The following is a 26,585-nucleotide window of genomic DNA, read 5'->3' on the forward strand; positions in this document are numbered from 1 at the left end:
GGTGCCGGTCACGATCGTCCGATCCGCGGCTCAGCCGACGAGCTTCTGCGCGGCTGCCCCGGCGGCCTTCATGGCTTCAGCGGGCTTCTCCTGGCCGACGAGGACCGCCTGCACCTTCTCCGCGATCTTCGTCTCGATCTGCGAGTACTGGACGAACTTCCAGAACGGGTTCGTCGAGCTCGTCTTGGTGATGCGGTCGCTGAAGTTCGTGGCGAACGAGTCGTTCTTCACGGCGTCGGAGTTGAGCGCGTCCTCGGTCGCCGGCGGCAGACCACGGGCAGCGAAGTCCTCGAGCACGGTCTCCGGGTCGGACGTCACCCACTGGGCGAAGTCCGCTGCGGTGCCGGCGGCCGGACCGTCGACCACGGCGAGCGCCCCGCCCCACACGAGCGCACGCGGCGTGTCACCCTGCTTGAGGACCGGCCGTGAGACCGGCTGCAGCTTGCTTGCGAAGTCGGGGTCGGGTGACTCGCCGGTCACCGCGCTCCGTCCGACGATCGCGTCGTCGTAGATCGCGGTGCGGCCCTGCGCGAAGAGGGAGCGTGCGTCGAAGCGGTCGACGTCTGCTGCGATGAGGCCCTGGTCGTACAGGCTCTTGTACCAGGTGACCGCCTCGATGCTCGCGTCGTCGCCGATCGTGACGGTGTCCCCGTCGACCAGCGGGCTGCCGAAGGTCTGCATCCAGATGAGGATGTCCTTCAGCTGCGCGGCCTTCGTCGACGCCGCGTAGGGGATCATGCCGTTGCCGAGGCCCTTGAGCTGCTTGAGTGAGCCCTCGAACTCGTCGATCGTCGTGGGGAACTCGCCGATGCCTGCCTGGTCGAGGATCGCCTGGTTGGTGACGAGGCCGATCGCGCCGATCGTCCACGGGAGGCCGTACTGCACGCCGTCGAACGTCGCGGCCGTGAGTCCGGCCTTCGTGTATCCGCGCCCCTCGGTCAGCCCGGACACGTCCTGCAGCTTGCCGAGGCTCGCCAGTGAGCCGAGCCAAGCGACGTCGACGTGGGCGACACCGGAGAACTGACCGCCGCGGACCTGCAGCATGAGCTGGTTGATGTACTCGTTGTAGGGGAAGGACACCTCACCGACGTCGATCTTGGCCTTGCCTTCGTACTTCTGCAGGAGGCTCTGGATGGCGGGTGCCGAAGCCTTCTCGGTGAGCGACCAGCTCGCGAAGTCGAAGTCGGTCGCTGTGCCGCCGGCGGTCGCCTTCGGGATGGATCCCGCTCCGGGTGCGGCACCGGTGGGCGCACATCCGGCGAGGGTGGCTGCGGCGACGCCGATCCCGAGGAACTGCAGGGCACGGCGGCGGGTGATGACGGTCTGCTGTGCGGCGGTGGCGAAGGACGGGGTGGTGTGGGACATGGCTCCTCCTCGAGCGTGATCCTGGTGGGACGTGTCTGGGTTGGTGGAACGGATTGTGGGGAGGCCTGCGGCGGGCCGGTTCGGTGTGCTGCGCTCAGCCCTTCACGGCACCGGCGGTCAGTCCGCCGACGAGGTGACGCTGCAGGGCCATGAACGCGATCGCCACGGGTAGGGAGACGACGAGCGATGCGGCCATGAGCTCGGGCCAAGCCGTGGCCGCCTCACCGACGAAGGTGTTCACGAGGCCGGGCGGGAGGGTCTGCTTGTCGGGTCCCGCCAGCGTGAGCGCGAAGATGAAGTCGTTCCACCCGCGGACGAAGGCGAACAGGCCCGCCGCAACCAGGCCGGGTGCGGACAGCGGCAGCACGATGGAGTGGATGATCCGCAGTCGGGACGCCCCGTCGACGCGAGCCGCCTCGATGAGTTCGTCCGGGATCGTGTCGAAGAACCCCTTCAGCATCCAGACGCACAGCGGCAGGGTGAACGTCGTGAACGAGAGCACCAGCGCCGCATAGGTGTTGAGGAGCCCGTAGGCACTGAACACCGAGTACAGGGTGATCAGCAGCAGCGCCTGCGGGAACATCTGCGAGGCGAGCACGAAGTACATGAGTGATCGACGCCCGCGGTAGCGGAACTTCGAGAACGAGTAGCCCATGTAGGCCGAGACGATCACGGACAGCAGGGCGGTGATGACGGACACGATGATGCTGTTCCGCAGGTAACCGAACAGGTCCGGGTTCGATGCGAGCGCGGTGTAGGCCTCGAAGCTGATCTCCGTGGGGAAGAGCTTCGGTGGGTAGGAGAAGACCTGGGCTCGCGGGGTCAGCGAGGTGGCCAGCAACCAGTACACCGGCAGCAGCCCGAAGCCGCCGCAGACGATCACCGCGACCCAAGCGCTGATCCGGACCGCCCGGCTCTCCGAGCGGAAGAGCGACGGTCGGCGTCGCAGCGTGCCGAGCTCGGTCGCGACGAACGGCGGTTGCGGGTCCGGCGTGGTGTCCTGCGGTGCAGGCGGGGCGGTGGAGACGCTCATTTCTGCTCGCCTTTCTCCGAGAATCGGACGTAGACGACGACGAGCGCCATCAGGAGGATGAGCCAGAGCAGCCCGAGGGCGCCCGCGTGGCCGAGGTCGAAGCCGCGGAAGGCGGTCTCGTAGACGGCGGTGGCGAAGGTCTGGGTGCTCCCAGCCGGACCGCCACCCGTCAGGACGTAGATGATGTCGAAGTGCTGGAAGTTCCAGATGAACTCGAGCAGCAGGACGAGGCCGATGATGCCCTTCAGCTGCGGGACCGTGATCGAGAAGAAGCGTCGGATGGTCCCGGCGCCGTCCATCTCGGCCGCCTCGTGGAGTTCCTGTGGCACGGTCTGCAGGCCGGCGAGCAGCATGACCATGATCCAGGGGAAGGACTGCCAGGTCTTCGCGACGATCACCGCGAACATGGCCGTCTGGGGTTGTGCCAGCCACGCCTGCGCGTCGATTCCGAACAGACCGAGGATGGCGTTCGCCACTCCGTAGTTCGCGTTGAAGATCCACATCCAGAGGAACGACACGACGACGCCGGGAACGAGCCAGGGGATCAGCATGAGTCCGCGCATCACCTTGGCACCGCGGATGCGGGTGTTGAGCGCGAGGGCCAGTGCGAAACCGATGACGAAGGGGGCGATCGTCGTGCCGAGCGTGAAGACCATCGTCTGCCCGAGCAGCTTGAGGAAGTCACCCTGCAGCACGTCGATGATGTTCTGGAATCCGACGAACTCGCGGCCGGGCACGACCAGGCTCTGCTTGAAGAACGCCGTGACGAGAGCGGTCAGCAGCGGATAGGCGACGACCGCGACGAGCAGCGCGAGTCCGGGGAGGACGAGGACGAACGCGAACATCCCGTCCGGCATCCGTCTCGGTTTGTTTGAATTTGTTGTCAACTGTGAAGTCGTCATACTCACATCCTTGTGAGGAGCATTCCGCTGCGTGCGGGGCTTCCTGGGGCGGCGGCGCCTATATCAGCGGCCAAGTGTTGTTCAGCATGCCCGGTGTCCGCGTGACAGGTCAACGCACGCTGGTCACGGTTCCATAACGGACTGTTCATACTTGATTGAAATTGTAGCTTTAAAGCGTCTGTCCGCTGCCAGAGTGGACATGGGAGAGTTGATGGGTGAACTACGACCTCAGCGCCCCTGCTCGCCGCGACATCAAAGGCCTCACGGCCGCCATCGAGTCGGCCGAGGACGCTGCTTCACTGCAAGCGCGTCTGAGCGTTCCGCGCTACGGCGTGTTCGACCTCGTCGGCCGGGCTCGCCGCTCGCCGATCATCGGCGGACTCCTCCTGGCCGGCACGGCACTCGATCAGAACGGCAAGCCGACGAAGCCGCTGCAGGTGCTCGAGACGATTCCCGAACTGGACCCCGTCGACCCCGACCCGGGTGCCGTCGCCGCTCAGCTCGCCGAGCTCTCACACGGCGACCTCGTCACGGTGCGGTTCTCCGACGGTGCCTACGGCGACTTCGGCGTGACCGGCATCGCCGTCTGGTCGGTCCCCGGCACCACCTTCCTCGTGGGCGGCTGGCTCATCGGTTCCGCTGGTGCGCCGGCGCCCCGGGTCACCGAACTCGTCCGTCTCGCCCCCGTCGGCGACCACCCCTGGCCTGTCCCGGCCCAGATCACCGTCGTCGGCGAGGACATCGGCATCGACTGACCGTGCTTCGTTCGCCCAAACCTGGGCGAACGAGCACACATTCGCCCGAGGATGGGCGAACGAACACCCCGCCCGATCTCCTCACGGACTGAACCCGGGCATGGGCACCACTGCCCATTCAGGGTTCGAGCGGCTCGACCTACGCTCGTGGGGTCCGAGCAGTCGACCGAGAGGAACATGACATGACCACACGAACGATGCGCAACAGGATCACCATCGCGGGGGCCGCCCTCGGTCTCGCCATCGCCGGCTCCGTCGGCGGCGTGGCGACCGCCGCACCGGCCGCAGCCGCCGGCCAATGCGTCGACTACCAGTACTCCGCCGGCGGCGACGGTGGTTGCGTCGCCAACATCCAGACCCTGCTCAACGCCTTCGGACCGAGGATCCCGGGTGGTGTGTCCAACCTGGAGGTCGACGGCCAGTTCGGCGACCAGACCCGAGCAGCCGTCGTCGCCTTCCAGACCTACTGGGGCATGCAGGTCGACGGCGTCGTGGGCGCCGAGACCTGGAACATCCTCTGCGGGCCGCAGATGGGCCCCGGCCCGATCTCGTGGTACCCGTACGACGCGGCTCGCGCCTCCGGCTGCAACATCTGACCGGACCCGCACGACGACACTCCCTCGCCCATGTTCGGGCGAGGGAGTTCTCGTTCACCCGGGAACGGGCGAACGAACGCGGCGGCTACTCCGCGTCGAGGGTGAAGAGCTGCGCCTGCTCGGGAGCGAGGAGCGGCATCGCGACCCCGACCTCGGCCAGCGCACGGCCGGTGAGCACGACCGAGCCCTCGGTCAGCCACAGTGGCGGCACGTCCTGGATCGACCGGGCGGGCGCGCCGAGGTCGAGCGGGCGGACCCGGTACCGACGCTCGGGATCGAGGCCGGGCACGCGCAACGGCGCGGGGATCGCCGTCAGCGGTGCGGCGAGCGCCACCTGCGCGACGATCGCGGACGAGCGGTCCTGGGCGATCACCCCGTGCGCGTGCAGTGCCGGGTCGGCGCTGTCCATGCGGACGACCTCGCCCGTGTGCAGCAGCGGGCGGAGGCCTTTGTAGTGCGCGATCCACGCCGCGATCAACTCGAGTTCCGGCTCGCTCGCCTCGTTGAGGTTCCACTCGATACCAGCGCTCCCGAAGAGGGCCGTGGCCAGGCGGAACGCGAGGTCCGAGGTGCGCCAGGTGGTGTGCGAGCGGGCCGCACCGAGATGACCGCCGAGGTACTCCGGTGGGATCACAAGCCCCGTGTGGCGCTGGATCGACTGCCGCTCCAGCGGGTCGTTCGTGTCGCTCGTCCACACCCGTTCGACCCGTTCGAGGATGCCGAGGTCGATCCGCGCGCCACCTGAGGCGCACGACTCGATGTCGACACCGGGATGCAGGGCACGCACCTCGTCGAGCAGTCGGTAGAGCGCCTTCGTCTGCCGGTGCGCCGAGCCGCCGAGGAGGTCGCGGTTGTGGTCCCACTTGAGGAACGCGATGTCGTACTCGGTCAGCAACGCGTCGAGTCGTCCGAGGAGGTACGCGAAGGCGTCCGGGTTGTCCAGGTCGAGCACCCGTTGGAAGCGCCAGGTCGGAGCGTCCGGATGCCCGAGGACCCAATCGGGATGCGCGCGCGCGAGCTCCGAGTCGGGGTTCACCATCTCCGGCTCGACCCATAGCCCGAAGTCCATGCCGGCACCGGTGACCGCGTCGATGAGTGGTGACAGCCCGCCCGCCCAGCGTTCCGGGTCGACGAACCAGTCGCCCAGCGCACGGCGGTCGTCCGTGCGACCGGTGAACCAGCCGTCGTCGAGGACGAACCGCTCGACACCGACGCGCTTCGCCTGCTCCACGAGGGTGAGCAGTGTCGGGAGGTCGTGGTCGAAGTACACGGCCTCCCAGGTGTTCAGCACCACCGGGCGGGGCTTCGTGATCGTGCTCCACGAGCGGATCCAGGGGTGCAGTCGCGCGGAGACGCCGTCGAGACCAGCGTCGGAGTAGACGGCGACCGTCCACGGCGACTCGTAAGTCTCCCCCGGCTCCAGCGTGACCTCGCCGGGCACGAGGAGTTCACCGGAGCCGGTGACCACGGGACCGAGTGGCGAGCGCTCGCTCCAGATCACCTTGTCGCCGCTCCACGCGAGGTGGGTCGCCCACACCTCGCCGCTGCGGAAGTCGAAACCGGGTGCGCCCGTGACGGACAGGAACGCGTCGTCGTGGCCGGGTCGTCCGTGACGGTGCTCGCGCGTCCAGGCGCCCTGCCCGAGGCGGTGGCGCTGCGGCGTGCGCTCGTGCGTCCAGAGACCGGTGAAGTCGAGGAGTTCGGAGGCGCGGTCGGGAACCGGGAGCACGACGGCGAGGGCGTCGACGGCGAGCGGTCGGTCGACCTCGGCGTCGTTCCGAACGGCATGTCGCACCCGGAGGACACCCTGCGGCGTCAGCTCGATCGTCGAGACGACCGTCACCGCGGCGCGCTCGTCGGACGTCGTCAGGATCAGCGAGGTGTCGGTGGCCTGCTGGTCGATCAGCCGCAGCGCGAGCAGGTTCGACGCGTCGGTCCCGCCCGGCCGGTGCACGCCGACACCGGGGCGGCCGCTCCAACCGTCGAACACGGTGGGCAGCAGGCTGAGGCGCGGCGGGGCATCGATGGAGGAGGGCGGGATCGCCGGCGTCAGCCCGTCGGCGACGACGATGAGGGAGTCGGCGGCGAGTTCGCCGACATCGGCTCCCCAGTGGAGGATGGTGGGCACCTCCGTGCCGCGGGCGTCGACGATCAGGCTGACGCCCGCGGCACGAAGGTGGTGGATCACTGCTCTGTCACTCCTTGACGGGGATGGACTGCGCCTTGAGGGCGTCGATCGTCGCCGACTGGCCCTTGGTGAGGGCGTCGAGCAGGGTTCCGTCGCCGGAGACCGCTGCCTTGAAGCCGTCGGACACGTCGTTGTACGTCTGCGTCATCGTCGGACCCCAGGCGAAGTCCTCCGACACCTCGGAGGAAGCCTCCGCGAAGACATCGTAGATCGGCTGGCCGCCGTAGAAGTCGACGCCCTCCTTGAGGACGGGCAGGTTCAGGCCCTCCTTCGTCGCGGGGTAGATGTTGGCGCTCTTGTTGAGCATGGTGAGCGCCTCGTCGGAGGTGTTCAGCCACAGCGCGAACTTCGACGCCTCATAGGGGTGCTTGGAACCGGTGAAGACGGCGGTCGAGGAACCGCCCCAGTTGCCCGCCGCGGAGTCGCCGGCCTCCCACTGCGGAGCCTTCGCGACGGCCCACTTGCCGGCGGTGTCGGGAGCACCCGACGCGATGGAGTTCGCACCCCAGACGGCGGAGTTCCAGGTCCAGGCGGCGCTGGAGTTGTAGGCGTTGTCCCACTCGGTCGTCCAGGTGGGGACGGTCGAGACGAGGTCCTCGTCGATCAGGTCCTGCCAGTAGTCGGCGACCTTCTTGGAGGCGGGGTCGGTCAGGTCGACGGTCCAGTCGGAGCCGTCGTTGTCGAACCAGCTGCCGCCGGCCTGCCAGACGAAGCCGGCGAACTGGTTGATGTCACCCTGCGAGAAGTTGGTGATGTAGGCACCGGTGGCGCGGACCTTCTTGGCGGCCTCCTTGTACTCCGCCCACGTCGTCGGGATGGCGATCCCGTTCTGCTCGAAGAGGTCCGCGCGGTAGAACATGGCCATCGGGCCGGAGTCCTGCGGGACGGCGTAGACCGAGTCGGACTCACCGAGCGAGACCTGACCCCAGGTCCAGTCGACGAAGTCGTCCTTGGCGGCCATGACGTCGTCGCACGCACCGAGGTCCATGAGACCGTTCTGCACGCGGAAGTTCGGGAGGGCGTCGTACTCGATCTGGCCGAGGTCGGGTGCGTTGCCGGCCTTCAGCTGGTTGAAGAAGTTCTGGTACGTACCGCTGTTGCCGTTCGGGCCGGTCTGGACCTTGACCTGGATGTCGGGGTTCTCCTTGTTCCAGACGTCGACGACCTCTTCGATGCCGGGGATCCAGGAGGTGAAGCTGAGGTCGACCTTGCCCTCGGCCGGGGCGCAGGAGGCAGCAGCACTGCCGCCCTCCGACCCGGTGGAGGAGCAGCCGCTCAGGACGACGGCCGACAGCACCGCTGCGGCGACCGCTGTTCTCTTGAGGTTCATAGCGAATCCGTTCTTCTGTGAATGGTGCGGGATGGGTGTTGGTGCGGGATGGAGAAGACGCCTGCTCGTCGGTCCGACTACTTCACGGCGCCGGCACCGAGGCCGGAGCGCCAGAACCGCTGGAGCAGGAGGAAGGTGATGACGAGCGGGATGATCGACAGGAATGCGCCGACGAGGACGTAGAGGCGCAGCTCGGGGATCTGGTTGACCTGCGAGTTCCACGAGTAGAGCCCGAGGGTGACCGGGAACAGGGCTTCGTCGCGCAGCATGATGAGCGGCAGGAAGAAGTTGTTCCAGATGGCGACGAACTGGAAGAGAAACACGGTGACGAGCGCCGGGAACATGAGTCGCACGGAGATGGTGAAGAAGGTCCGGATCTCACCGGCGCCGTCGAGACGCGATGCCTCGAGGAGTTCCTCGGGCACGCTCGACGCCGCGAAGATCCGCGTCAGGTAGACCCCGAAGGGGCTCACCAGCGAGGGCAGGAAGACCGCCCAGAACGTGTTCGTGAGGCCCACCTGGCTGAAGATGAGGAACAGCGGGAGCGCGAGTGCGGTCGCGGGGACGAGCACACCGCCGAGGACGACGTTGAAGATCAGGTCGCGTCCCGGGAACCGGTACTTCGCGAGGGCGTAGCCGCACATGGCTGCGAAGAGCGTGCCGAGCAGTGCGCCGAGGCCGGCGTACAGCACCGAGTTCAGCATCCACTTGAGATAGACGCCGTCGCGGTAGGCGACGAGCTGGCCGATGTTCTCGAACAGGTTGAAGTCCGCGAACCAGAGCGGAGCCGAGTTGCCGAACTGCGCCGACGACTTCGTCGAGGCGATGAACAGCCACCAGATGGGGATGAGGAAGTAGAGCGTGAAGACGAGCATCACGATGAGCGCGCCGGCGCGCGACAGGCGGCTCTCCTGCGGGCCGCGGCCGGTGGACAGGATGGCGGTCATTTGCCTTCCTTTCGCTGCGTGAACTTCAGGAACCCGAAGGAGAGGACGAAGGTCGCCAACGCGAGCACGACCGAGAAGGCGGCTGCGAGGTTCACGTTCGGGATGGACGAGGTGGTGTAGACCGTGAGGTTCGGGGTGAAGGTGCTGCTGACGGCCGAGCTGAAGGTGCGGAACACCTGCGGCTCGGCGAGCAGCTGCAGCGTGCCGATGATCGAGAAGATCGCCGTGAGCACGATCGCCGGCATCACCAGCGGGATCTTGATCGACCAGGCGATGCGTGCCTGACCGGCGCCGTCGAGCCGGGCGGCCTCGTAGATCTCCGTGGGGATGGAGAGCAGGGAGGAGTAGATGATGAGCATGTTGTAGCCGACGAACACCCAGGTGACGACGTTCGCGATGGCCCAGAGCACGAGGTCGGCCGAGAGGAAGTCCACGTTCTGCGTGATCGCGGTGAACGGCGACAGGTTCGGCGAGTAGAGGAAGCCCCACATGATGGCGGCGATCACGCCGGGCACCGCGTACGGGACGAAGAACGCGAGGCGGAAGAACCGCTTGCCCCGCAGGAGCGGTGAGTCGAGCAGCAGCGCGAAGAGGAGCGCGAGCCCGAGCATCACCGGCACCTGGACGACGCCGAACAGGAGCACCCGTCCGACGGACTGCCAGAACGGGCCGTTCTGGAAGACCTGCACGTACTGCGCCAGTCCGCCGAACACCTCCCGGGCCTGACCGAAGGTGCCGTCACGCTCGATCACGAGCAGCGACTGGTAGACCGCGTACCCGATCGGCACGAGGTAGAACAGCGTGAACAGCACGGCGAACGGGACGATGAAGATGGCGATCGCCCGCTTGTGCTGCACCACCGCCTTCGGCAACTTGGCCGCCCTCGGCGGGCGGACGGGCCGTGGCGACGTCGCCCCGGCCGTCTCGATGTTGACGCTCATCGCGTGCGGTCCTCTCTGATGACGCGCACGGCGCCGGCTGGCACGCGTGCGATGGAGTCGACGGGTTCGCCGGTGACGAGCTCGCGCCCGCTGGCCGGCAGCTCGACGTCGTTCGTCGAGTGGTTGATGAGGAAGAGGTAGCTCCGTCCCTCATCGGCGCGGCGGATGACCTCGAGGCCCGGCTGGTCCGGATCACCCTGTGGCAGCGCCCCGGCCCCCGCGGCTGCGTCGCGGAGCACCTCGTCGAGCGCGTCGGCGTCCAGGTTCGTCGCGAGGTACCAGGCGTCGCCGCCACCCGCGATGCGGTTGCGTGTGATGGCCGGGCGACCGGTCGACGGGCCGTCGGCGAAGGAGTCGACGACCTCGGCACCTCGGGCGCGGGTCCGCTCGGACCATGCTGTCGCGGTCCGGCCCGACGCGAGCGTCAGCACCTGGCCTGGGAGGACGGGGGCGAACTCCTCGACGTTGACGCCGAGCAGCTCGCGGAACGCACCGGGGTAGCCGCCGGGGCGGACCCGGTCCTCCTCGTCGGCGATGCCGCTGAAGAACGTGACGACGGCGTGCCCACCGGCCGCGACGAAGTCCGAGACGACCGCGGCCTCGCTGTCGCGCACCAGGTACAGGTTCGGGACGACGACGAGCCGGTAGGCGGAGAGGTCGGCGCCCGGACGCACGACGTCGACGGTGTGACCCAGGCGACGCAGCGACGCGTGGACCGCGTGGACCTGCGACAGGTGGTCGATCGCGTGGGTCGGGCGGCTCTCGCCGTCGGCCGCCCACCAGTTCTCCCAGGAGAACAGGAGCGCCACGTCGGCCTGGACGCGCGTGCCGGTGATCTCGTCGAGTCGGTCGAGCGTGCCGCCCAGCTCGACGACCTCGCGCCACACGTCGGAGTCGGTGCCCGCGTGCGGCAGGAGGGCCGAGTGGAACTTCTCCGAGCCCTGTAGCGACGCGCGCCACTGGAAGAAGCAGATCGCCTCCGCGCCCTTCGCGACGTGCGTGAGGGAGTTCCGGGTCATCTCGCCCGGTGCCTTCGCGAGGTTCTGCGGCTGCCAGTTGACCGCTCCGGTGGACTGCTCCATGAGCAACCACGCACCGCCACCCGCGAGACCGCGCGTGAGGTCGCTCGCGAACGCGAGTTCGGCCGTGGGGTCCGCGAGGCGGTTGTCGAGGTAGTGGTCGTTGGCGACGACGTCCATCTCGGGCGCCCACTGCCAGTAGTCGAGGTTCCGGATGTGCGCGGTGACCATGAAGTTGGTCGTGACGGGCACGGAGCTGTGGCGGCGCAGGACCTCGAGCTCGGCCCGGTAGTAGCCGAGGAGCTCGTCGGAGGAGAAGCGGTGGAAGTCGATGACCTGGCTCGGGTTCCGGCTCGACAGGGTCAGGCGCGGCGGCAGGATCTCGGCGAAGTCGCTGTACTGCTGGCTCCAGAACGACGTGCCCCACGCGGTGTTCAGACGCTCGATCGTCTCGTAGCGGGCGCGGAGCCAGCCCCGGAAGGCCTCGGCACTCTCGTCGTCGTAGCAGAGCGCGTTGTGGCAGCCGAGTTCGTTCGACACGTGCCAGAGCTCGACGGCGGGGTGCTCGCCGTAACGGACGGCGACGCGCTCCACGAGTTCGAGGGCGTAGCGACGGAAGACCGCGGACGACGGGCACCAGGCCTGGCGACCGCCGGGGAAGCGCATCGTCCCGTCCTCGGTCTCGGGGAGGATCTCCGGGTGCCGGAACGTCAGCCACGGTGGGGCCGATGCGGTGCCGGTCCCGAGGTTGACCCGGATGCCGGCCTCGTGGAGCAGGTCGAGGATCTCGTCGAGCCCGGCGAAGTCGAACTCCCCCGGCCGCGGCTCGAGGTGCGACCAGCCGAAGATGTTGAGGGCGACGAGATCGACGCCCGCCTCCTGCATGAGGGCGACGTCTTCGCGCCAGACGGACCGATCCCACTGCTCGGGGTTGTAGTCGCAGCCGTAGGCGATGCCGTCGTGGCTGAACGTGGGGGTCGTGCTCATGGTGCCTTCCGCGATCTGTGAACGTGCACAGATCGAAGAGCGACAACTCCACGTTGAGAGTCTGTGAACGTACACAGAGTAGGCGTGCGTTTCGGAATCTGTCAACACGGAGCCCGCCGAAGGCCGCCCGGACCGGCGCTAGGGTGGAGCCGTGACCCCTCCGCCGACCCGACGCAAACGAGCGACGGTGCACGATGTCGCCGTCGAAGCCGGCGTCTCCCGTGGCACGGTCAGCCGGGTCGTCAACGGTGAGCGCTACGTGTCGGCTGAAGCGCGCGAGGCGATCGAGGCCGCCATCGAGAAGGTCGGCTACGTGCCGAACACGGCCGCCCGGAACCTCGTCATGCAGCGCACCCAGGCCGTCGGGTTCGTCGTCCACGAGCCGCACAGCCTGTTCGTCGACGATCCCAACATCGGCAACATCCTGCTCGGGGCGAACGAGGCCCTGTCACAGGCCGACCACCAGCTCGTCTGCCTGGTCGTCGACTCCGAGCGCGACACCGACCGCATCACCCGCTACCTCTCCGGTGGCTTCGTCGACGGGGTGATCATGGTCTCCGCCCGTCAGAACGACCCGATCACGCGCGTCATCGAGCGCCTCGGCCTCCCGGCGACCTTCGTCGGCCACCCACCCGACCTCCGTGAACTTCCGTTCGTCGGGATCGACAACCGGTCGGCATCGGTCGACATCACCGGTGAGCTGATCGGCGCCGGCCGGCAGCACATCGGCATGATCGCGGCAGCCCTCGACCGGGACTCCGGCTCCGACCGACTCGCCGGATTCCGTGACGCGCTCGGCGGCCGCTTCGACGAACGACTCGTCGTGGAGGTCCCGCTCTACTCGCACCAGGACGGCTTCGCCGGCATGTCGGAGCTGCTCCGCCGGGAGCCGGCCGTGGACGGCGTGTTCGCGGCTTCGGACGCCGTCGCGGCCGGAGCGCTCGAAGCCCTCCGAGCAGCAGGGCGGAGCGTGCCGGAGGACGTGTCGGTCGTCGGTTTCGACGACTCGGCCTGGGCGCTCCGTTGCCATCCGCCGCTCACCACCGTCCACCAGCCGGCGGCGGCCGTCGGTCAGCGCGCGGCGGAAGTGCTCCTCGCACAGCTCCGGGGTGAGACGATCTCACCGGTCGGCTCGTTCGTCCCCACGTCGATCGTGCGCCGCGGGAGCGTCTGAACCCGTCAGCGGTAGCAACCCTCGTCGGAGATCAGCGTCACGTACTCGCGGGCCCCATCGGTGTACGCCTGCACGCCGAGGGCATCGTCGTAACTCTGCAGGTCGATGTCATCGGCCGACTCTGAGGAGTCGAAGCTGACCCAGGTCGGCTCGTCGGCGCCACCGACGTAGACCACCCAGCCCTCGTCTGCGAACGAGTCGGCGATCGTCTGCTCCGTCGACTCACTCGTGCCCGGGAGGACCTCGAGCGTCTTACTCGAGCGCGCGAAGTAGACCTCGCTCCCATCCCAGGCAGCCGATGAGCAGGCCAATTCCTCCCAATCACCCTCTTCGCTGATGATCGTGTCGAACGGAATGAGCGACGCGGCCGCTGTGAGCGTGGCGTTCGCAAGAGCACGAGCCTCCGCTCTCGACGGCATCGAGTCGTCGTCCCGGAGCCCGTCCTCGAACAGGTCTTCACCGGTCAACCCCTCAGCGTTCAGCTCGGCTTCGACGGCCGCAGCGAACGGCGCGGCGCCGGCACCGATCGCCATCGCGAGCGGCGCTGCGTAGCCGACGATCTGCAGCACGAACGCCGCGATGATCAACGTCACCAGGCCTCCACCGAGCGGAAGTCGCTTCGTGGACGACTGCGGGTTCTGGATCACGGACATCCCTTTCGTCCGGGACTGGGTCACGCGACTGCTCCCGGGGCAGGCAACCGCGTCGTGCGTCGGAACGCGATACGACGGATCGCGCCGTCGAGGTGACAGTGCATGATCTCAGATTTCGGCGTGACCGATCGGCGACCCCGCGCCATCAGGTCGAGCGGACCGCCCCACACGATTCCCCCAGCGGACCACGCCTAACGTTGGTCTGATGATCGGCTCGGGAATCACGCGGCGCCTCCGCGCCACCCTTGCAGCGGTCACCGTGGCGGCCGCGGCGATCGGCCTGTCGGGATGCTCGCCCGAGCAGATCGAGCAGCGCTCGGACAACGCGTCGATCCAGGCGCAGCTCGACTACGTGCACGCGCACTGGAACTCCTACAACGAAGCGGAGTACGGCGCGCTGCCGGACTCCGACTGCGTCAACTTCGCCAGTCAGTCACTCATCGCTCGCGGCTGGCAGATGGACGACGACTGGTGGTTCGATACCGATGCCGACGGCGACCCCGAGTACGCGGACGCGTGGGTGAGCTCGACGCTGTTCGAGCGCTATCTCCGGTCCCACCCCGAACGTGCGACGGAAGTCGCCGCCACCGACCTCGGTGCGTTGCAGCTCGGCGACCTCGTCCAGTTCGATTGGGATGACTCCGGCGATGAGGATCACACCGGCATCGTGTCGAGGATCGTGGGCGATGGTACCGACCGGCAGGTGTATTTCGCCGGCCACACGCTCGACAGCCACTACCGTTCCGTGACGAACGCCATCACCGAGACCTATCCGGGAGCGCGAGTGACCTACTGGCACCTCGCAGCGCCCGCGAGCTGAGCTCCTCCTCCGTCAGGAGTGCGACGGCCGTCGGATCGCGGCGCGCTTGGCCTCGTCGAAGGTGTCCACATGCAGCCATTCAGGCGGGCTGGGCGCGACGATGAGGACGTCGTAACCGGCGCCCTGTGCCTCGACGTACGCGAGACAACATTCGGGTGAGGAGGGATCGGCGTCGTTCGAGATCCGCCATTGCCGGGCACCGATCGGGACGACGTGGTGCCGTTCGGACGAGTCTCGCGCTGGAGGAAACGGCGACTCGAGCGACAGTGCTGGAGCATGCTTCGTAACCATGCCATCAGGCTAGGCGCGCTCGCGGAACGCGTCCCGAGGCTTGACTTCACAGGTTCGCGGCGACGCGCCGGGCTGCAGGCGGACGATCAGCGCGACGGGCGTCGCACGGTCTCGAGCCCCAAGAGCACGAGGGCCACCACGATCTGGCCGTAGACGAACCCGTCGGCGAGCGTCAGGGATTCGCCGAGGAGCAGGACCGCCACGAGGACCAGCAGCACCGGTTCCAGGTAGCTGAGCAGTCCGAAGACGCCGAACGACAGCAGGCGACTCGCGACGAGGTACAGCACGAGGGCGACGCCACCGATCACCCCGAGGAGCACGATCCCCCAGCCCAACTGCGGGTGCGCGGCCAGGATGGCGAGTGAGGACGGTTGCAGCGCCAGCACGATCGCGACGGGGACGAGGACCGCCAGCTCGAAGCAGAACGCACCGATCGAGTCGAGCCCGGCTCGGCGCCGGATCGCGAAGTACACCGGGTAGCCGACCGCGACCGCGATGGTCGCCCAGGACAGCCCACCGGCCACGACGATCGCGGCGGTGACGCCGATGGCGGCTGCGGCGACCGCAGCGATCCGGAGCGGCGCGAGTCGCTCCCGATGCAGGACGACGCCGACCACGACCATCGCCAGTGGCATCAGGAGGTAGCCGAGCGCGAGTTCGAGCCCGTGCCCCGTCTGCGGTGCCCAACCGAAGAGCCAGAGCTGCAGGGACAGCAGGAGCCCGTCGAGCACGACCACGAGGACGAGGAGCGGACGACGCGCGAGACGGACCGCGATGTCGCGGACGTCCCGCCACCACCCGAACACGGCGATGAGCGTCGCCAGCACCGGCACCGTCGCGATCACGCGCCAGGCGAAGATCTCGTTCGCCCCGAACGGCTCCAGCAGGGGTGGCAGGAAGAACAGCGCCGCGAACAGGAACGAGGCGACGACGGAGACGAGGACCCCGCGGGGCGTCGTCTCGCGCTGCTCAGGGGGAAGGGCGGCCGTCACGGGTCCTCACCCTATCGTCGGCGGGACCCCGGCCTGGCCGATGCGACGCCGCCACCACTCACCAGTCGTGGACGGTGCCGTCCGTCAGCCGGTTCACCGGCAGGTACGCCTTCGTGTACTCGAATGCGGCCGCCGCGTCCTCGTCGAGTTCGACGCCGAGGCCGGGCTGCTCGCCGGGGTGCAGGAAGCCGTCGTCGAAGGTGAAGGAGGTCTGGAACACCTCGAGGGTCTGCTCGTTGTGCGGCATGTACTCCTGGATCCCGAAGTTGTGGATCGCGAGGTCGAGGTGCAACGCTGCGGCCATCCCGATGGGCGAGATGTCGGTGGGGCCGTGGATGCCGGAACGGATTCCATAGATGGCCGCGAAGTCGAGCAGTTTCTTCATCGCCGTGATGCCACCGGTGTGCGTCACCGCCGAGCGGACGTAGTCGATGAGGCGCTCGGTGATGAGGGTCTGGTAGTCGTACACCGAGTTGAAGACCTCGCCGATGGCCAGCGGCGTGGTCGAGTGCTGGCGGACGAGTCGCAGGGCGGTTTGGTCCTCCCCCGGTGTGCAGTCCTCGAGCCAGAAGAGCTTGTACGGCTCGATGTCCTTCGCGAACCGGGCGGCCTCGATCGGCGACATGCGGTGGTGTCCGTCATGCAGGATCCGGAGGCCCGTCCCGAAGTCCTCGCGGATCCGTTCGAAGACGCCCGGCATGTGCGCGAGGTAGCCGGCGGTGTCCCAGGACTCCTCGGTCGGTGCCGTGGCCGCCGAGCCGTCCGCCGCTCGCTTCGCCGGCTCGTAGTCGTAGCGGACGCCGGGCCCTGAGGCGGACACCCCGTACACCTGCCCGAGCCCCGGCACACCGGTCTGCACGCGCACCGCGGTGAACCCGAGCTCCTGGTACCCGGTGATCGCGTTGGCGAGTGCCTGGTAGTCCGTCCCCGAGGCGTGGGCGTACGCCCGGATCCCCGATCGACTCGCGCCGCCGAGCAGCTGGTACAACGGCACCCCGGCCTTCTTGGCCTTGATGTCCCAGAGCGCCATGTCCACCGCGGCGATGGCCGCCATCGTGACGGGTCCGCGCCGCCAGTAGGGTCCGCGGTACAGGTACTGCCAGGTGTCCTCGATGCGGTCCTCGTCACGGCCGATCAGCATCGACGCGACGTGGTCGCCGAGGTACGACGCGACGGCGAGCTCACGCCCGTTGAGGGTGGCGTCGCCCCAGCCCACGACACCGTCGCTGGTGGTGATCTTCAGGGTGACGAAGTTCCGGCCGGGACTCGTGACGATGACGTCCGCGCGTTCGATGCTCATGAGGTTCCTTTCGAGGAGGTCGGGTGCCGGTCAGATGGCGTCGCGCGGGTCGGTGAGGTCCCGACCGGCGACCTCGGGCATCCAGATGGACGCGACCAGGGCGCAGAGGGTGAAGACGCCGAGCATGATGATGATCGGGATGAACGAACCGGTGGCGGCGGACACCCAGGCGGCGGCGATGACGGGACCCGCGCCGGTCGCGACGATCGCGGCGATCTCCCGGGCCATCGCGGTGTAGGTGTAGCGGTTCCGCGCGCCGAAGAGTTCCGGCAGGGTCAGGTTCTCGAGCGACGCGAAGCTCATCACGGCCAGGTTGTGCAGGACGACGTAGCCGACGAACACCTGGACGGTGTCCTTGCTGTGGATCATGAGCATGGTCGGCACGATGATGATGAGCGCGATGATCGCCCACACCATGTACATGCGCTTCCGTCCGTACCGGTCACCGAGCCAGCCGGAGAGCGGCACGGTGATGAAGGCGACGAGCGAGGAGACGATGACGGCGTTCACCCCGATCGACCGGTCCAGCAGCAGGACGACGGTGATGTAGCTGATGAGGTACGTCTGGACGAGTCCCGAGTTGCCGGCCTGACCGAACCGCAGGAGGAGCGCGATGCTGAACGCCTTGATCGGCTTGCGGTTCATGGCCTCGAGCGTGCGGAGGTTGCCGGTCTCGGTCGCGAGGGCGATGGTCTCCTGCTTGGTGAGCGCCTTGCCGTCGACGACGTCGTCGCGCTCCTCGAAGACCGGGCTCTCCTTGAGGTTGAAGCGGACCCAGACCGCGAAGAGCATGATCACGACGCTGCCGATGAAGGGGATGCGCCAGGCCCAGGCGATGACCTCGTCCTCACTGAACGCGAGGAGCAGACCGGCCCACAGCGCGGAGGCGAGCAGGGTGCCGCAGTTGGTCCCGAGCGCCACGAGCGACGCGATGATGCCGCGTCGCTTGGCCGGGGCGTACTCGGCGAGCATGACGCCGGCGCCCGAGATCTCGGCACCGGCTCCGAAGCCCTGCGCGATCCGCAGGAGGACCAGCAGGATCGGCGCGAGGAGGCCGACCTGCGAGTAGGTCGGCAGGAATCCGATGAGCGTCGTCGACAGGCCCATGAGCAGGATCGTGTAGAAGAGGACCTTGGTCCGGCCGGTCTTGTCGCCGAGCCGGGCGAAGAAGAACGCGCCGACCGGACGGGCGACGTAGCCGACCCCGTACGTCGCCATCGCGGCGACGACGGCCATGGCCGGGTCCTCGTTGGAGAAGAAGAGGTCGGCGAACACGAGCGCGGCGGCCAGCGAGTAGAGCTGGTAGTCCATGAACTCGAGCGCGGTGCCGAGCCACCCGGAGATGGCGGCTCTCACGAGGTCGCGGACGGATCGGTTCGCGGTGGGGTCGCCGGTGACGACGGACGATTCGGGTTCTGACATGAGGTACTCCTTCGGACCTACGGGATGCAGCGGAAGTGGGGGTGGGAGTGTGCGGCGGGTGGCTCAGAAGGCGAGGAGCACCTTCGCCGAGCGGGACGAGTCCCGAGCGACGGCGAAGGCGCCGACCGCCTCCTCGGCTGGGATGACCTGGGTCACGACGGCGTCGAGGAGATCGCCCTCGGCGAGGAACGCGATCGCGTCGTCGATCTCGGTGGAGAAGCGGAACGCGCCGCGGATGGTGAGCTCCTTGGCGAGCATGGGGGCGAGGTTGATCGGGCTGTCGGCGTCGGGGAGCATGCCGACCTGGACGATCGACCCGCCTCGTCTCGCGGCCCGGACCGCCTGGGTCAGGGCGACCGGCGCGCCCGAGCATTCGAAGACGACGTCGTAGGACTCGTCGGCGACGGCGTCGCGACCCACGAGGAGGAGCTCACCGGCTCCGACGGTCGTAGCGCGTTCCAGTGCCTGTTCGCGCATGTCGCTCGCCGCGATCGTCGCTGCACCGGCCCGGCCGGCCGCGGCGATCACGAGCAGACCGATGGGCCCGGCACCGATGACGAGGACCCGCGCACCGCGCACGTCGCCTGCCAGCCCGACCGCGTGCATGGCGACCGCGAGGGGTTCGGCGAGCGCCGCCCGCTCGAGCGGGAGCCCGTCGGGCAGGACGCGCACCATCGAGTGTTCGACGATCAGGTACTCCGAGGCCCCACCCTGTCGGTGCGGGTTCGCCGCGGCGCTCCCGAGGTAGTCGCCGCCAGGTCGCAGGTGTGGGCGGTCCTCGAGCCCCGGCAGGCTCGGGCCGTAGCGCGCCGGGTGCACGGTGACCCGGGTGCCGGGGGCGAGCCGCCCGGAGGGGTCCACGTCGACGACGGCCGAGAGCTCGTGGCCGGGGGTGAGCGGTTCGCGGATGACGTACTCGCCGTTCGCTCCGTGGAAGTAGTAGTGCAGGTCGGAGCCGCAGATACCGACGTACCGCACCCGGAGGCGGAGCTCGCCGTCGCGTGGTTCCGGCGTGGGGGTGTCCTCCCAGCGGATGTCCTCCGCGCCGTGGATCGCGAGCGTCTTCATCGGTGGGCTCCTGTCGTGGTCATGGTCGCCTGCGAGGCGGAGATGCTGTCGCGGATGGCGGCGTCGACGCCGTGTCGGCGGATGGTGTCGATCAGTTCGCCGACCCGCGAGATGAAGGTCGGCTGCTCGGCGAGGTCCTGCCCGAAGAGGTGCAGCTCCGCTATCACCCGCTGCGCGAGATGCCGACCGTCCGTCGACGTGTCCGCCAGCCGGGCGAGCTCCTCACGGGCCGGATCGACCATGGCGCGCGCGTGCGGACCGGGATCGAACCCCGGCATCGGGGCGATGCAGGACAGGTAGGCCGCGACCGTGAGGGCGATGAGGTGCGGAACGGATCCGGCCTCGAGCAGACGGAGGGCGGGTTCCGGGATGCGCTGCCGGAGCTTCACCGATCCGTCGGTGCCCACCTGCGCCGTGCGGTGACCGAGGGCGTGGTTCGCCCAGCGTTCGAAGAGCTGCCCCTCGTACGTGCGGACGTCGACGCCGGACGGGAACCGCACCGACGGTTCGTACTCGTCGCGGAGGATCGCCAGTGCGGCGGATTCGACGGCGGTGTCGGCGATCGACTCCGAGATCGTGGCCACCCCGCGGAGCGCACCGAGGTAGGCGATGAGCGAGTGCGTCCCGTTGAGGAGCCGCACCTTCATCTGCTCGTACGCCCCCACCTCGTCGGTGAACACGGCGCCTCCGACCTCCCAGGCGGGACGCGCAGCGGCGAAGCGGTCCTCGATCGCCCACATCGTGAACGGTTCGGCGGAGACCGGTGCGTCGTCCCGGACGGCGAGGCGGGCGGCCACGAGCTCGCGCAGTCGCGGGGTCGTCGCCGGGACGATGCGGTCGACCATGCTGGACGGGAAGGCGACCGCGCTGTCGAGGTAGGCGAGCGCTTCCGCGCCCTCGGTGCCGCGCAGTTCGGTGAGGAATGCGCGGACGAGTGCCTCGGTGCGCACGCCGTTCTCGCTCAGGTTGTCGCAGCTCAAGATCGTGATCGGGGCACCGCTACCCGAAGCCCGACGCTGCAGACCGCGGGCGAGCTGACCGATGGTCGTCTGCGGCGCGCCTCCGCGGAGGTCGGCTGCGATCAGCGGGTCGTTCAGGTCGAGGAGGCCGGTCGACGGCGAGGCGCTGTAGCCGTGCTCCGTCACGGTCAGCGTGACGACCCGGATGCGGTCGTCCGCGAGGGTGCCGACCACGCGCTCCGGATCCTCCGCCGCGACGAACACGTCGGTGTGCACGGCAGGCACGGAGAACGAGGCCCCGGTGGGTGTGATCTCGGCGACCGTGTAGCGGAGATCCTGCGCCTGCATGGCGTCGACGACCGCTCGGGACCGGGATGCGACACCGACGATGCCCCATTCATCGCTGCCCGCGCTGAGCGCAGCCGCAGTGTAGACGGCCTGGTGCGCTCGGTGGAAGTTGCCGAGGCCGAGGTGCAGGATGCCGGCGGCGGACGGTGCCGGGTGCTCCGGACGCGGGCCCGAACCAGCGCCCAGTCGCGGCGGCAGGGCCGTCATCGCCGAGCCTCGGGGCACTGCGTCGTCGGCTGGAGGAGATCCGCGTCGATCATCATGAAAGCGATTCTGAATGGTTTGTACAAAGTTTGTCAAGTAGTTTCATGGCAGCACGATGCCGCATCATGAGTACACCCGACCCCGCGAAGGATCAACCGTGACCGCCACCCTCACCGATGTCGCCCGTCACGCGGGCGTCTCCATCGCCACCGCGTCACGGGCGTTCGGCGAGCCGGATCGCCTTGCCGACGCGACGCTCGAGCGGGTCCTCACGGCGGCGGCGGACCTCGGGTACGCGAACCCGAACGGCTCGACGGCCGAGAAGACCTTCGGCGTCATCGTCCCCGACATCGCCAGCCCGGTCTACGCGACGCTCCTGAAGGGCGTCCACGCCCAGGCCTGGCAGGGACGACACCGCCCGGTGTTGTTCGACACCGATGAGGACCTGCATCGGGAGCACGAGCAGCTCGAACTGGCGCGGAAGCTCAACGGGATGCTCCTCTGCTCGCCACGGCTCCCCGACGACGAGATCCGCGCGCTCGTGGGCGACACCCCGGTCGTGGTGGTCAACCGCATCATCGACGGCCTGCCCTACGTCGTGATGGACACCGAGAGCGGGCCACGGCAGGCGGTCGAGCACCTCGCCGCACTGGGTCACCGACACATCGCCTACGCGGCCGGTCCGAAGCACTCCTGGGCGGACCTCCGCCGTGGCGACGCGGTCGCGGCGGCATGCGTACAGCTCGACATCGAGTTCACCCGCCTGGGCCACCAGGCGGCCTCGATCCAGGGCGGCCTCGCCGCAGCGGCCACCATCGTGGCGAGTGGTGCGACGGCGGTCATCGCCTACAACGACCTCGTCGCCCTCGGCATCGACGCCGGCATCACGTCGATGGGCAAGCGCTGCCCCGAGGACCTCAGCATCATCGGCACCGACGACATCGAGATGGCGTCCATCCGCCAGCCCGGTCTCACCACCGTGCGGCTCGCGATCAACCGGTGCGGGTCGTTGGCGGTCGAGGTGCTCCTCCAGGCCATGGCCGGAGGGTCGCCCCGTTCGGTCGCGAGTCTCGACTCGCAGCTCATCGTGCGCGACTCGACGGCACCCCCGCGTCGGGACTGACGTCCGGCGACACCCCGCACGCGGTGAGGCGCCGGAGGTCCCCGGCACCCCACCGACCGGCCTCACGGGCAGAACGACCGCGAATCGCCGTCCATGGTCGTCGCGACCAGACAACCCGCGGGCACCCCCTCGGCCTCGCCGTCGCCGAAGTTCGCGGTCACGGTGAGCGCTCCGTCGCCGAACACGGTCCGCTGCACGGACCCGCTGAGACGTTCGAACGAGGTGAGGGGCTTCGTCCCGGCAGCATCCTGCAGGAACGCGAAGGTCTGCTGCAGCGCGGCCAGTTCCGCTCCGCGCTCATCCAGCACCTGTTCATCCAACGCGACGAGTGCCGGCGTGTTGTAGAGGAGTCCCGTGAGCATCCGGTCGGCGATGAGACCGCGGAACTTGAAGAGCCCCATCTCCCAACGGTCGGTGGACACCACCGAATCGTGCAACACGGTCTCGTAGAGCGGCACGCGGTAGCGCGGGTCGAACATCGCCCTGGCGAGGGCCTCCGGCAGCTCTGCGGGCTTGAAGAAGAACGCTGGGCGCTCCTCGGGCCAGTACGCCCCGTACTGCTCCCGGTCCTTCTGGAAGGCCCAGATCGAGTCGGTCAGCGGCGTACTGGACCCGTGGGAGTACGCGAGCGCCGGATTCGCCCAGGCGGCTGCGGTCTCCGAGCCGAGGACGAGCGGCACCCCACCGGAGTACGCACCCTCGCTCAGCCGCAGCATCCGGTTCAGCCGACGGTTGCGATCCTCGGCCTCCGTCTGACGGTGAGCCGGTGAGAAGTCCCGGAAGAGCTGACCCGCGGCGTCCACATCGAGGAAATACGAATCCGCACCGTTCGCGGTGAAGTCGGCGACTCGACCCGAAAGCACTCCGGACGCCTCCTGTGCGGCATCGAGCGCTGCGGTGCTGACGTAGCAACCGCGACCCCCGAAACCGCCCACGGGGTCACCGGCCTCGTCGGTGACGCAGCCGGCCGGCCAGATGTCACCCGGCCAGACGGAGGACTCGGTGTCAGCGTCCGCCGGGTCCTGCGCGTTGTCCCAGGTGTCGTAGGGCCCGACGAGGAACCCCGCCTGCTCGGCTGCAGCGACCGCCGCCGGGTCCATCGGCGCACCGTCGGCGTCGTACCCGAGCCAGGCCCGTTCGATGCCGAGCTCCTGCAGCCTGCCGACGATCGCGGCGTCACGCCCGTCACCCCAGGTGTACGCGTGGAGTGCTCCGACGAGCTTCGCCACCTCGGGGTTCCGGGCGATCTTCTCGTCGAGGGTCGTGATCCCGTCGACGGCGAGCAACTGCGCACGGTAGTCCTGGGCCGCCGCGACGGGGTTCCCATCCGTCGGGGCGATCGCCACGGAGTAGGTGCCGGTGTCACGGCCCGCGTCGAACCGGTGTGTCGCGGTGGCCCGCAGTCGGCCGGTTTCAGCAGAGAAGTCCAAGCTGGTTCCGATGTCGGTCTCGACGACGTAGCTCACACCCGAGTCATCAGTACTCGTCCCCCAGAACGGCATGGTCAGTCCACCGGCGAAGTCCCAGGAACTGCCGGCCAGGCCGGCCTCCTCGGACAGCCAGAACGGGTCGTCGACCGGGACGGACTGACCCTCACCGTTCGGGAACTCGACCGACCGCGTGTCGGTGTCGGCCGCGGAGACCGGCCAGGCGAGCTCGCCGTCGGTCGATGAGACGTCCACGTCGAGGCGATCGCCCTGCGACATCCGGACGTCGAGGCCGCGGTCTGCGTACGTCCAGGAGACCGAGTCCCCGTCGACGACCGGCACGGAGGGAGTGCCGAGTGGTTCGTCGACCGGCCCGGACCATGAACGCGTCCGGCCGGTCGCCGCGGTGTAGTCGACCGCGAGCGTCGCCGGATCGACGACCGCGGCCCCACCGGCGACCGGGATCCGGATGACGGACCCGTCCCACTCGATGGCGGACGGGAGCCTCGGTTCCGCCGAGCAGGCCGAACCGAGCAGGAGGAAGGAGGCGACGGCTCCGGCGAGCGCCGGCCCTCGCATGCGTGAGATGTTCATGGCGGCATGCTGTCGCCGGATCATGAAGCGAAACTGAAGTCCTTCACAGAGGTATGCCAGCGGAGGACACCTACAGTTCCTCCGTGATGAACGTGAACCCTCCCCGAACGCGTGTGCTCGTCGTCGACGACGATCTACAGATCAGGCGGTCGCTCGAGACGGCACTGACCCTCGACGGCTTCGATGTGGCGACAGCAGCCGACGGTGACGATGCGCTCAGGGTCCTCGTCGACTGGGACGCGGACCTCCTCATCCTCGACCTGATGATGGGTGGTCGCGACGGTTTGAGCGTGTGCCGCACCCTCCGCGCGGCCGGTGACCCCGTGCCGATCCTGATGCTGACCGCGAGGGACGGCCTGCAGGATCGGGTCATCGGTTTGGACGCCGGTGCCGACGACTACCTCTCGAAGCCGTTCGCCCTGGAGGAGCTCACCGCCAGGGTGCGGGCACTCGCCCGTCGCCTCCCGGCCACCGGCGCCTCGACGCACGAGCGGATACATCTGGACACCGCATCGCGGAGCGTCGTCCTCGACGGGGCGACGATCCAGCTCACCGCTCTGGAGACGGCCCTCCTCGCCTGCCTGACGGTCAACGCCGGGCAGGTGGTGCCGCGGTCCGTCCTGTCGGAGGCACTGTGGGGAGGCACGGTCGCTCCCCGGTCCAACTCCCTCGAGGTGTACGTCAGTTCGCTCCGCAGCAAGCTCGAGGGCACCGGCGGGCCGCGGATGATCCTGACGGTCCGGGGCGTCGGCTACCGGTTCGTCGGATGATGCGTTCCGGGATCCGCCGACGATTCGTCCTCGCGGTCGGTGGGATCGTCGCCGGCGCGGTCCTCGTCCTGACCCTGACGGTGGGATTCGTCGGTGCACAGCTCCTGCGGTCGACGCAGGACACCGCGCTCCTCCGAGAGGCCTCCCGGGTCGCGAGTCTCGTCCGCGCGCAAACCGACTGGGTCGGCAGTGGATACTGCGAGTTCGCGTCGAGTCCGGCCTGCACGCAGGTGATCGACACACGGACCCCGGCAGGGCGATCGTCGAGCGGCCTGCACATCACGCCCGCCCAGCTCGCGGTGACCGACGCGTCCTCGACCGACCGGCGCCCGTACTTCTCGGACGACTCGATCGGGTCCACGCGCATCCGCGTGGTGACGGTGCCGCTCGGTGACGGTCGCGCGCTCATCACCGGTTCCAGCAGCGCCGGGACGGATCGTGCAGCATCGATGCTGTTCCTCGTCCTGTCAGTCGCCGGTGCGATCACGGTGTTCGGAGCGGCGATGACGAGCGCCGTCGTCGCGCACCGCATCGCCCGTCCGCTGCTGCAGCTCACGGAGCGGGCCGAACACCTCGTGTCCGTTCGCGACCCCGCGGGCAGGACGACGATCGATCGCCCCGACGAAGTCGGGCGTCTCGCCGTCGCGTTCGACGACATGCTCGACCGGCTCGATGCGGCCGAGACCGCGCGCCGTGACCTCATCTCGGACGCCTCGCACGACCTCCGCAGTCCGCTGACCGCGCTGCTGACGAACTTCTCCGTCCTCGAGCGGCCGGACCTGCCCGAGGCGCTGCGGCGGGAGCTGCTGACCCGCATGAAGGAGGAGGCCATGGACATGGCGACGCTCGTCGTCAACATCACCGACCTCGCCAGGGCGGACGCCGGCCCACTGACCACCCGCGTGGTGCCCCCGGGCATGATCGTCGACGACGCCATCGCGGTCACCCGGCGTCGGTGGCCGACCAGGTCCCTGCTTGTGCGCTCCCGCCTCGGCGACGCTTCCTGCACCGCCGACCCCGAGCTCCTGACCAGGGCCGTCGTGAACCTGCTCGACAATGCGATGAAGTACAGTGCCGAGGACTCCGAGGTGCGGCTGGAATCGTCGGCCGACGAGACCTCATGGTGGGTCTCGGTGATCGACCAGGGGCCGGGCATCGCCGAGACGGAGCTCCCCCGGATCTTCGAGCGGTATGAGCGCGGCGAACCCGGCAGCCGGGTGCCGGGCTCCGGGATCGGCCTCGCGATGGTCCGCAGCACCGTGGAGCGACACGACGGCGGGGTGGAGGTCACCAGCGCCCCGGGACGAGGCACGACGATCACGATCCGCCTGCCGATCCGAGCACCGCACGCTCACCGCTCCGCCCGCACGGGATGAT

General features: G+C 68.7%; 23 protein-coding genes. 7 read left to right on the forward strand and 16 right to left on the reverse strand.

Annotation, left to right across the window (positions count from 1 at the left end; genetic code table 11):
* Positions 1-30 precede the first annotated feature (30 nt).
* From ITJ62_RS05250 to ITJ62_RS05260, 3 genes are all read right to left on the reverse strand, one after another.
* The gene (locus tag ITJ62_RS05250; protein ID WP_192018876.1) at positions 31-1,365 is read right to left on the reverse strand and encodes an ABC transporter substrate-binding protein; all 1,335 of its coding nucleotides are present in this window, start codon (positions 1,363-1,365) and stop codon (positions 31-33) included.
* Positions 1,366-1,459: 94 nt separating this feature from the next.
* Positions 1,460-2,398: a carbohydrate ABC transporter permease gene (locus tag ITJ62_RS05255; RefSeq protein ID WP_083397394.1), complete on the reverse strand. Its 939-nt coding sequence runs from the start codon at positions 2,396-2,398 to the stop codon at positions 1,460-1,462.
* The gene (locus ITJ62_RS05260; protein WP_228497828.1) at positions 2,395-3,300 is read right to left on the reverse strand and encodes a carbohydrate ABC transporter permease; all 906 of its coding nucleotides are present in this window, start codon (positions 3,298-3,300) and stop codon (positions 2,395-2,397) included. The genes ITJ62_RS05255 and ITJ62_RS05260 overlap by 4 nt, the downstream gene beginning before the upstream one ends.
* A gap of 215 nt (positions 3,301-3,515) precedes the next feature.
* On the opposite strand from ITJ62_RS05260, the gene ITJ62_RS05265 reads away from it, so the two are divergent.
* Both ITJ62_RS05265 and ITJ62_RS05270 read left to right on the forward strand, forming a co-directional pair.
* Positions 3,516-4,055 carry a hypothetical protein gene (locus tag ITJ62_RS05265; RefSeq protein ID WP_194599973.1) on the forward strand — a complete coding sequence of 180 codons (540 nt, stop codon included), beginning with the start codon at positions 3,516-3,518 and terminating at the stop codon, positions 4,053-4,055.
* Between the two features lie 182 nt (positions 4,056-4,237).
* Positions 4,238-4,651: a peptidoglycan-binding protein gene (locus ITJ62_RS05270; RefSeq protein ID WP_194599974.1), complete on the forward strand. Its 414-nt coding sequence runs from the start codon at positions 4,238-4,240 to the stop codon at positions 4,649-4,651.
* Positions 4,652-4,736: 85 nt separating this feature from the next.
* Here the strand turns inward: ITJ62_RS05270 and ITJ62_RS05275 are convergent, their stop codons facing one another.
* The 5 genes from ITJ62_RS05275 to ITJ62_RS05295 all read right to left on the reverse strand — a co-directional run bounded on the left by ITJ62_RS05275 (position 4,737) and on the right by ITJ62_RS05295 (position 12,063).
* Entirely contained in the window at positions 4,737-6,839 is a 2,103-nt protein-coding gene (locus ITJ62_RS05275) for an alpha-galactosidase (RefSeq protein WP_370581834.1), read from the reverse strand.
* Positions 6,840-6,846: 7 nt separating this feature from the next.
* Entirely contained in the window at positions 6,847-8,169 is a 1,323-nt protein-coding gene (locus ITJ62_RS05280; RefSeq protein ID WP_138945772.1) for an ABC transporter substrate-binding protein, read from the reverse strand.
* 77 nt (positions 8,170-8,246) lie between these two features.
* The gene (locus tag ITJ62_RS05285; RefSeq protein ID WP_079704354.1) at positions 8,247-9,116 is read right to left on the reverse strand and encodes a carbohydrate ABC transporter permease; all 870 of its coding nucleotides are present in this window, start codon (positions 9,114-9,116) and stop codon (positions 8,247-8,249) included.
* Positions 9,113-10,057, reverse strand: coding sequence for a carbohydrate ABC transporter permease (locus ITJ62_RS05290; RefSeq protein ID WP_194599975.1), 945 nt, complete (start codon positions 10,055-10,057; stop codon positions 9,113-9,115). Before ITJ62_RS05290 ends, ITJ62_RS05285 begins: the two co-directional genes overlap by 4 nt.
* Entirely contained in the window at positions 10,054-12,063 is a 2,010-nt protein-coding gene (locus ITJ62_RS05295; protein WP_194599976.1) for a beta-galactosidase, read from the reverse strand. Before ITJ62_RS05295 ends, ITJ62_RS05290 begins: the two co-directional genes overlap by 4 nt.
* Positions 12,064-12,214: 151 nt before the next feature.
* Between ITJ62_RS05295 and ITJ62_RS05300 the strand changes: the two genes are divergently transcribed.
* Positions 12,215-13,237 carry a LacI family DNA-binding transcriptional regulator gene (locus ITJ62_RS05300; RefSeq protein ID WP_194599977.1) on the forward strand — a complete coding sequence of 341 codons (1,023 nt, stop codon included), beginning with the start codon at positions 12,215-12,217 and terminating at the stop codon, positions 13,235-13,237.
* A gap of 5 nt (positions 13,238-13,242) precedes the next feature.
* Here the strand turns inward: ITJ62_RS05300 and ITJ62_RS05305 are convergent, their stop codons facing one another.
* Positions 13,243-13,890 carry a hypothetical protein gene (locus ITJ62_RS05305; RefSeq protein WP_194599978.1) on the reverse strand — a complete coding sequence of 216 codons (648 nt, stop codon included), beginning with the start codon at positions 13,888-13,890 and terminating at the stop codon, positions 13,243-13,245.
* A gap of 205 nt (positions 13,891-14,095) precedes the next feature.
* Here ITJ62_RS05305 and ITJ62_RS05310 point away from each other — a divergent pair, with 205 nt between their 5' ends.
* Positions 14,096-14,710: an amidase domain-containing protein gene (locus ITJ62_RS05310; RefSeq protein ID WP_194599979.1), complete on the forward strand. Its 615-nt coding sequence runs from the start codon at positions 14,096-14,098 to the stop codon at positions 14,708-14,710.
* Positions 14,711-14,722: 12 nt separating this feature from the next.
* Here the strand turns inward: ITJ62_RS05310 and ITJ62_RS05315 are convergent, their stop codons facing one another.
* The 6 genes from ITJ62_RS05315 to ITJ62_RS05340 form a co-directional block, all read right to left on the reverse strand.
* Entirely contained in the window at positions 14,723-15,001 is a 279-nt protein-coding gene (locus ITJ62_RS05315) for a hypothetical protein (RefSeq protein WP_194599980.1), read from the reverse strand.
* A gap of 86 nt (positions 15,002-15,087) precedes the next feature.
* Positions 15,088-15,993, reverse strand: a complete 906-nt coding sequence (rarD, locus tag ITJ62_RS05320; RefSeq protein WP_194599981.1) for an EamA family transporter RarD — start codon at positions 15,991-15,993, stop codon at positions 15,088-15,090.
* 58 nt (positions 15,994-16,051) lie between these two features.
* Entirely contained in the window at positions 16,052-17,293 is a 1,242-nt protein-coding gene (gene manD, locus ITJ62_RS05325) for a D-mannonate dehydratase ManD (RefSeq protein WP_079704346.1), read from the reverse strand.
* Positions 17,294-17,323: 30 nt separating this feature from the next.
* Positions 17,324-18,715 carry an MFS transporter gene (locus ITJ62_RS05330; RefSeq protein WP_194599982.1) on the reverse strand — a complete coding sequence of 464 codons (1,392 nt, stop codon included), beginning with the start codon at positions 18,713-18,715 and terminating at the stop codon, positions 17,324-17,326.
* A 63-nt stretch (positions 18,716-18,778) separates the two neighbouring features.
* The gene (locus ITJ62_RS05335) at positions 18,779-19,783 is read right to left on the reverse strand and encodes an L-idonate 5-dehydrogenase (protein WP_194599983.1); all 1,005 of its coding nucleotides are present in this window, start codon (positions 19,781-19,783) and stop codon (positions 18,779-18,781) included.
* The gene (locus ITJ62_RS05340) at positions 19,780-21,297 is read right to left on the reverse strand and encodes a mannitol dehydrogenase family protein (RefSeq protein WP_194599984.1); all 1,518 of its coding nucleotides are present in this window, start codon (positions 21,295-21,297) and stop codon (positions 19,780-19,782) included. The genes ITJ62_RS05335 and ITJ62_RS05340 overlap by 4 nt, the downstream gene beginning before the upstream one ends.
* 154 nt (positions 21,298-21,451) lie before the next feature.
* Between ITJ62_RS05340 and ITJ62_RS05345 the strand changes: the two genes are divergently transcribed.
* Positions 21,452-22,417, forward strand: a complete 966-nt coding sequence (locus ITJ62_RS05345) for a LacI family DNA-binding transcriptional regulator (protein WP_194599985.1) — start codon at positions 21,452-21,454, stop codon at positions 22,415-22,417.
* A gap of 62 nt (positions 22,418-22,479) precedes the next feature.
* Here ITJ62_RS05345 and ITJ62_RS05350 read toward each other — a convergent pair whose 3' ends face one another.
* Positions 22,480-24,438: a glycoside hydrolase gene (locus tag ITJ62_RS05350; protein WP_194599986.1), complete on the reverse strand. Its 1,959-nt coding sequence runs from the start codon at positions 24,436-24,438 to the stop codon at positions 22,480-22,482.
* Positions 24,439-24,524: 86 nt separating this feature from the next.
* Here ITJ62_RS05350 and ITJ62_RS05355 point away from each other — a divergent pair, with 86 nt between their 5' ends.
* Together ITJ62_RS05355 and ITJ62_RS05360 are read left to right on the forward strand one after the other, a co-directional pair.
* On the forward strand, positions 24,525-25,208 hold the full coding sequence (locus tag ITJ62_RS05355; RefSeq protein ID WP_194600292.1) for a response regulator transcription factor: 684 nt from the start codon (positions 24,525-24,527) through the stop codon (positions 25,206-25,208).
* Entirely contained in the window at positions 25,205-26,584 is a 1,380-nt protein-coding gene (locus ITJ62_RS05360; RefSeq protein WP_228497832.1) for a HAMP domain-containing sensor histidine kinase, read from the forward strand. Before ITJ62_RS05355 ends, ITJ62_RS05360 begins: the two co-directional genes overlap by 4 nt.
* Position 26,585 lies beyond the last annotated feature (1 nt).

Source organism: Plantibacter sp. VKM Ac-2876 (assembly GCF_015350715.1).
Lineage (GTDB): Bacteria > Actinomycetota > Actinomycetes > Actinomycetales > Microbacteriaceae > Plantibacter > Plantibacter auratus.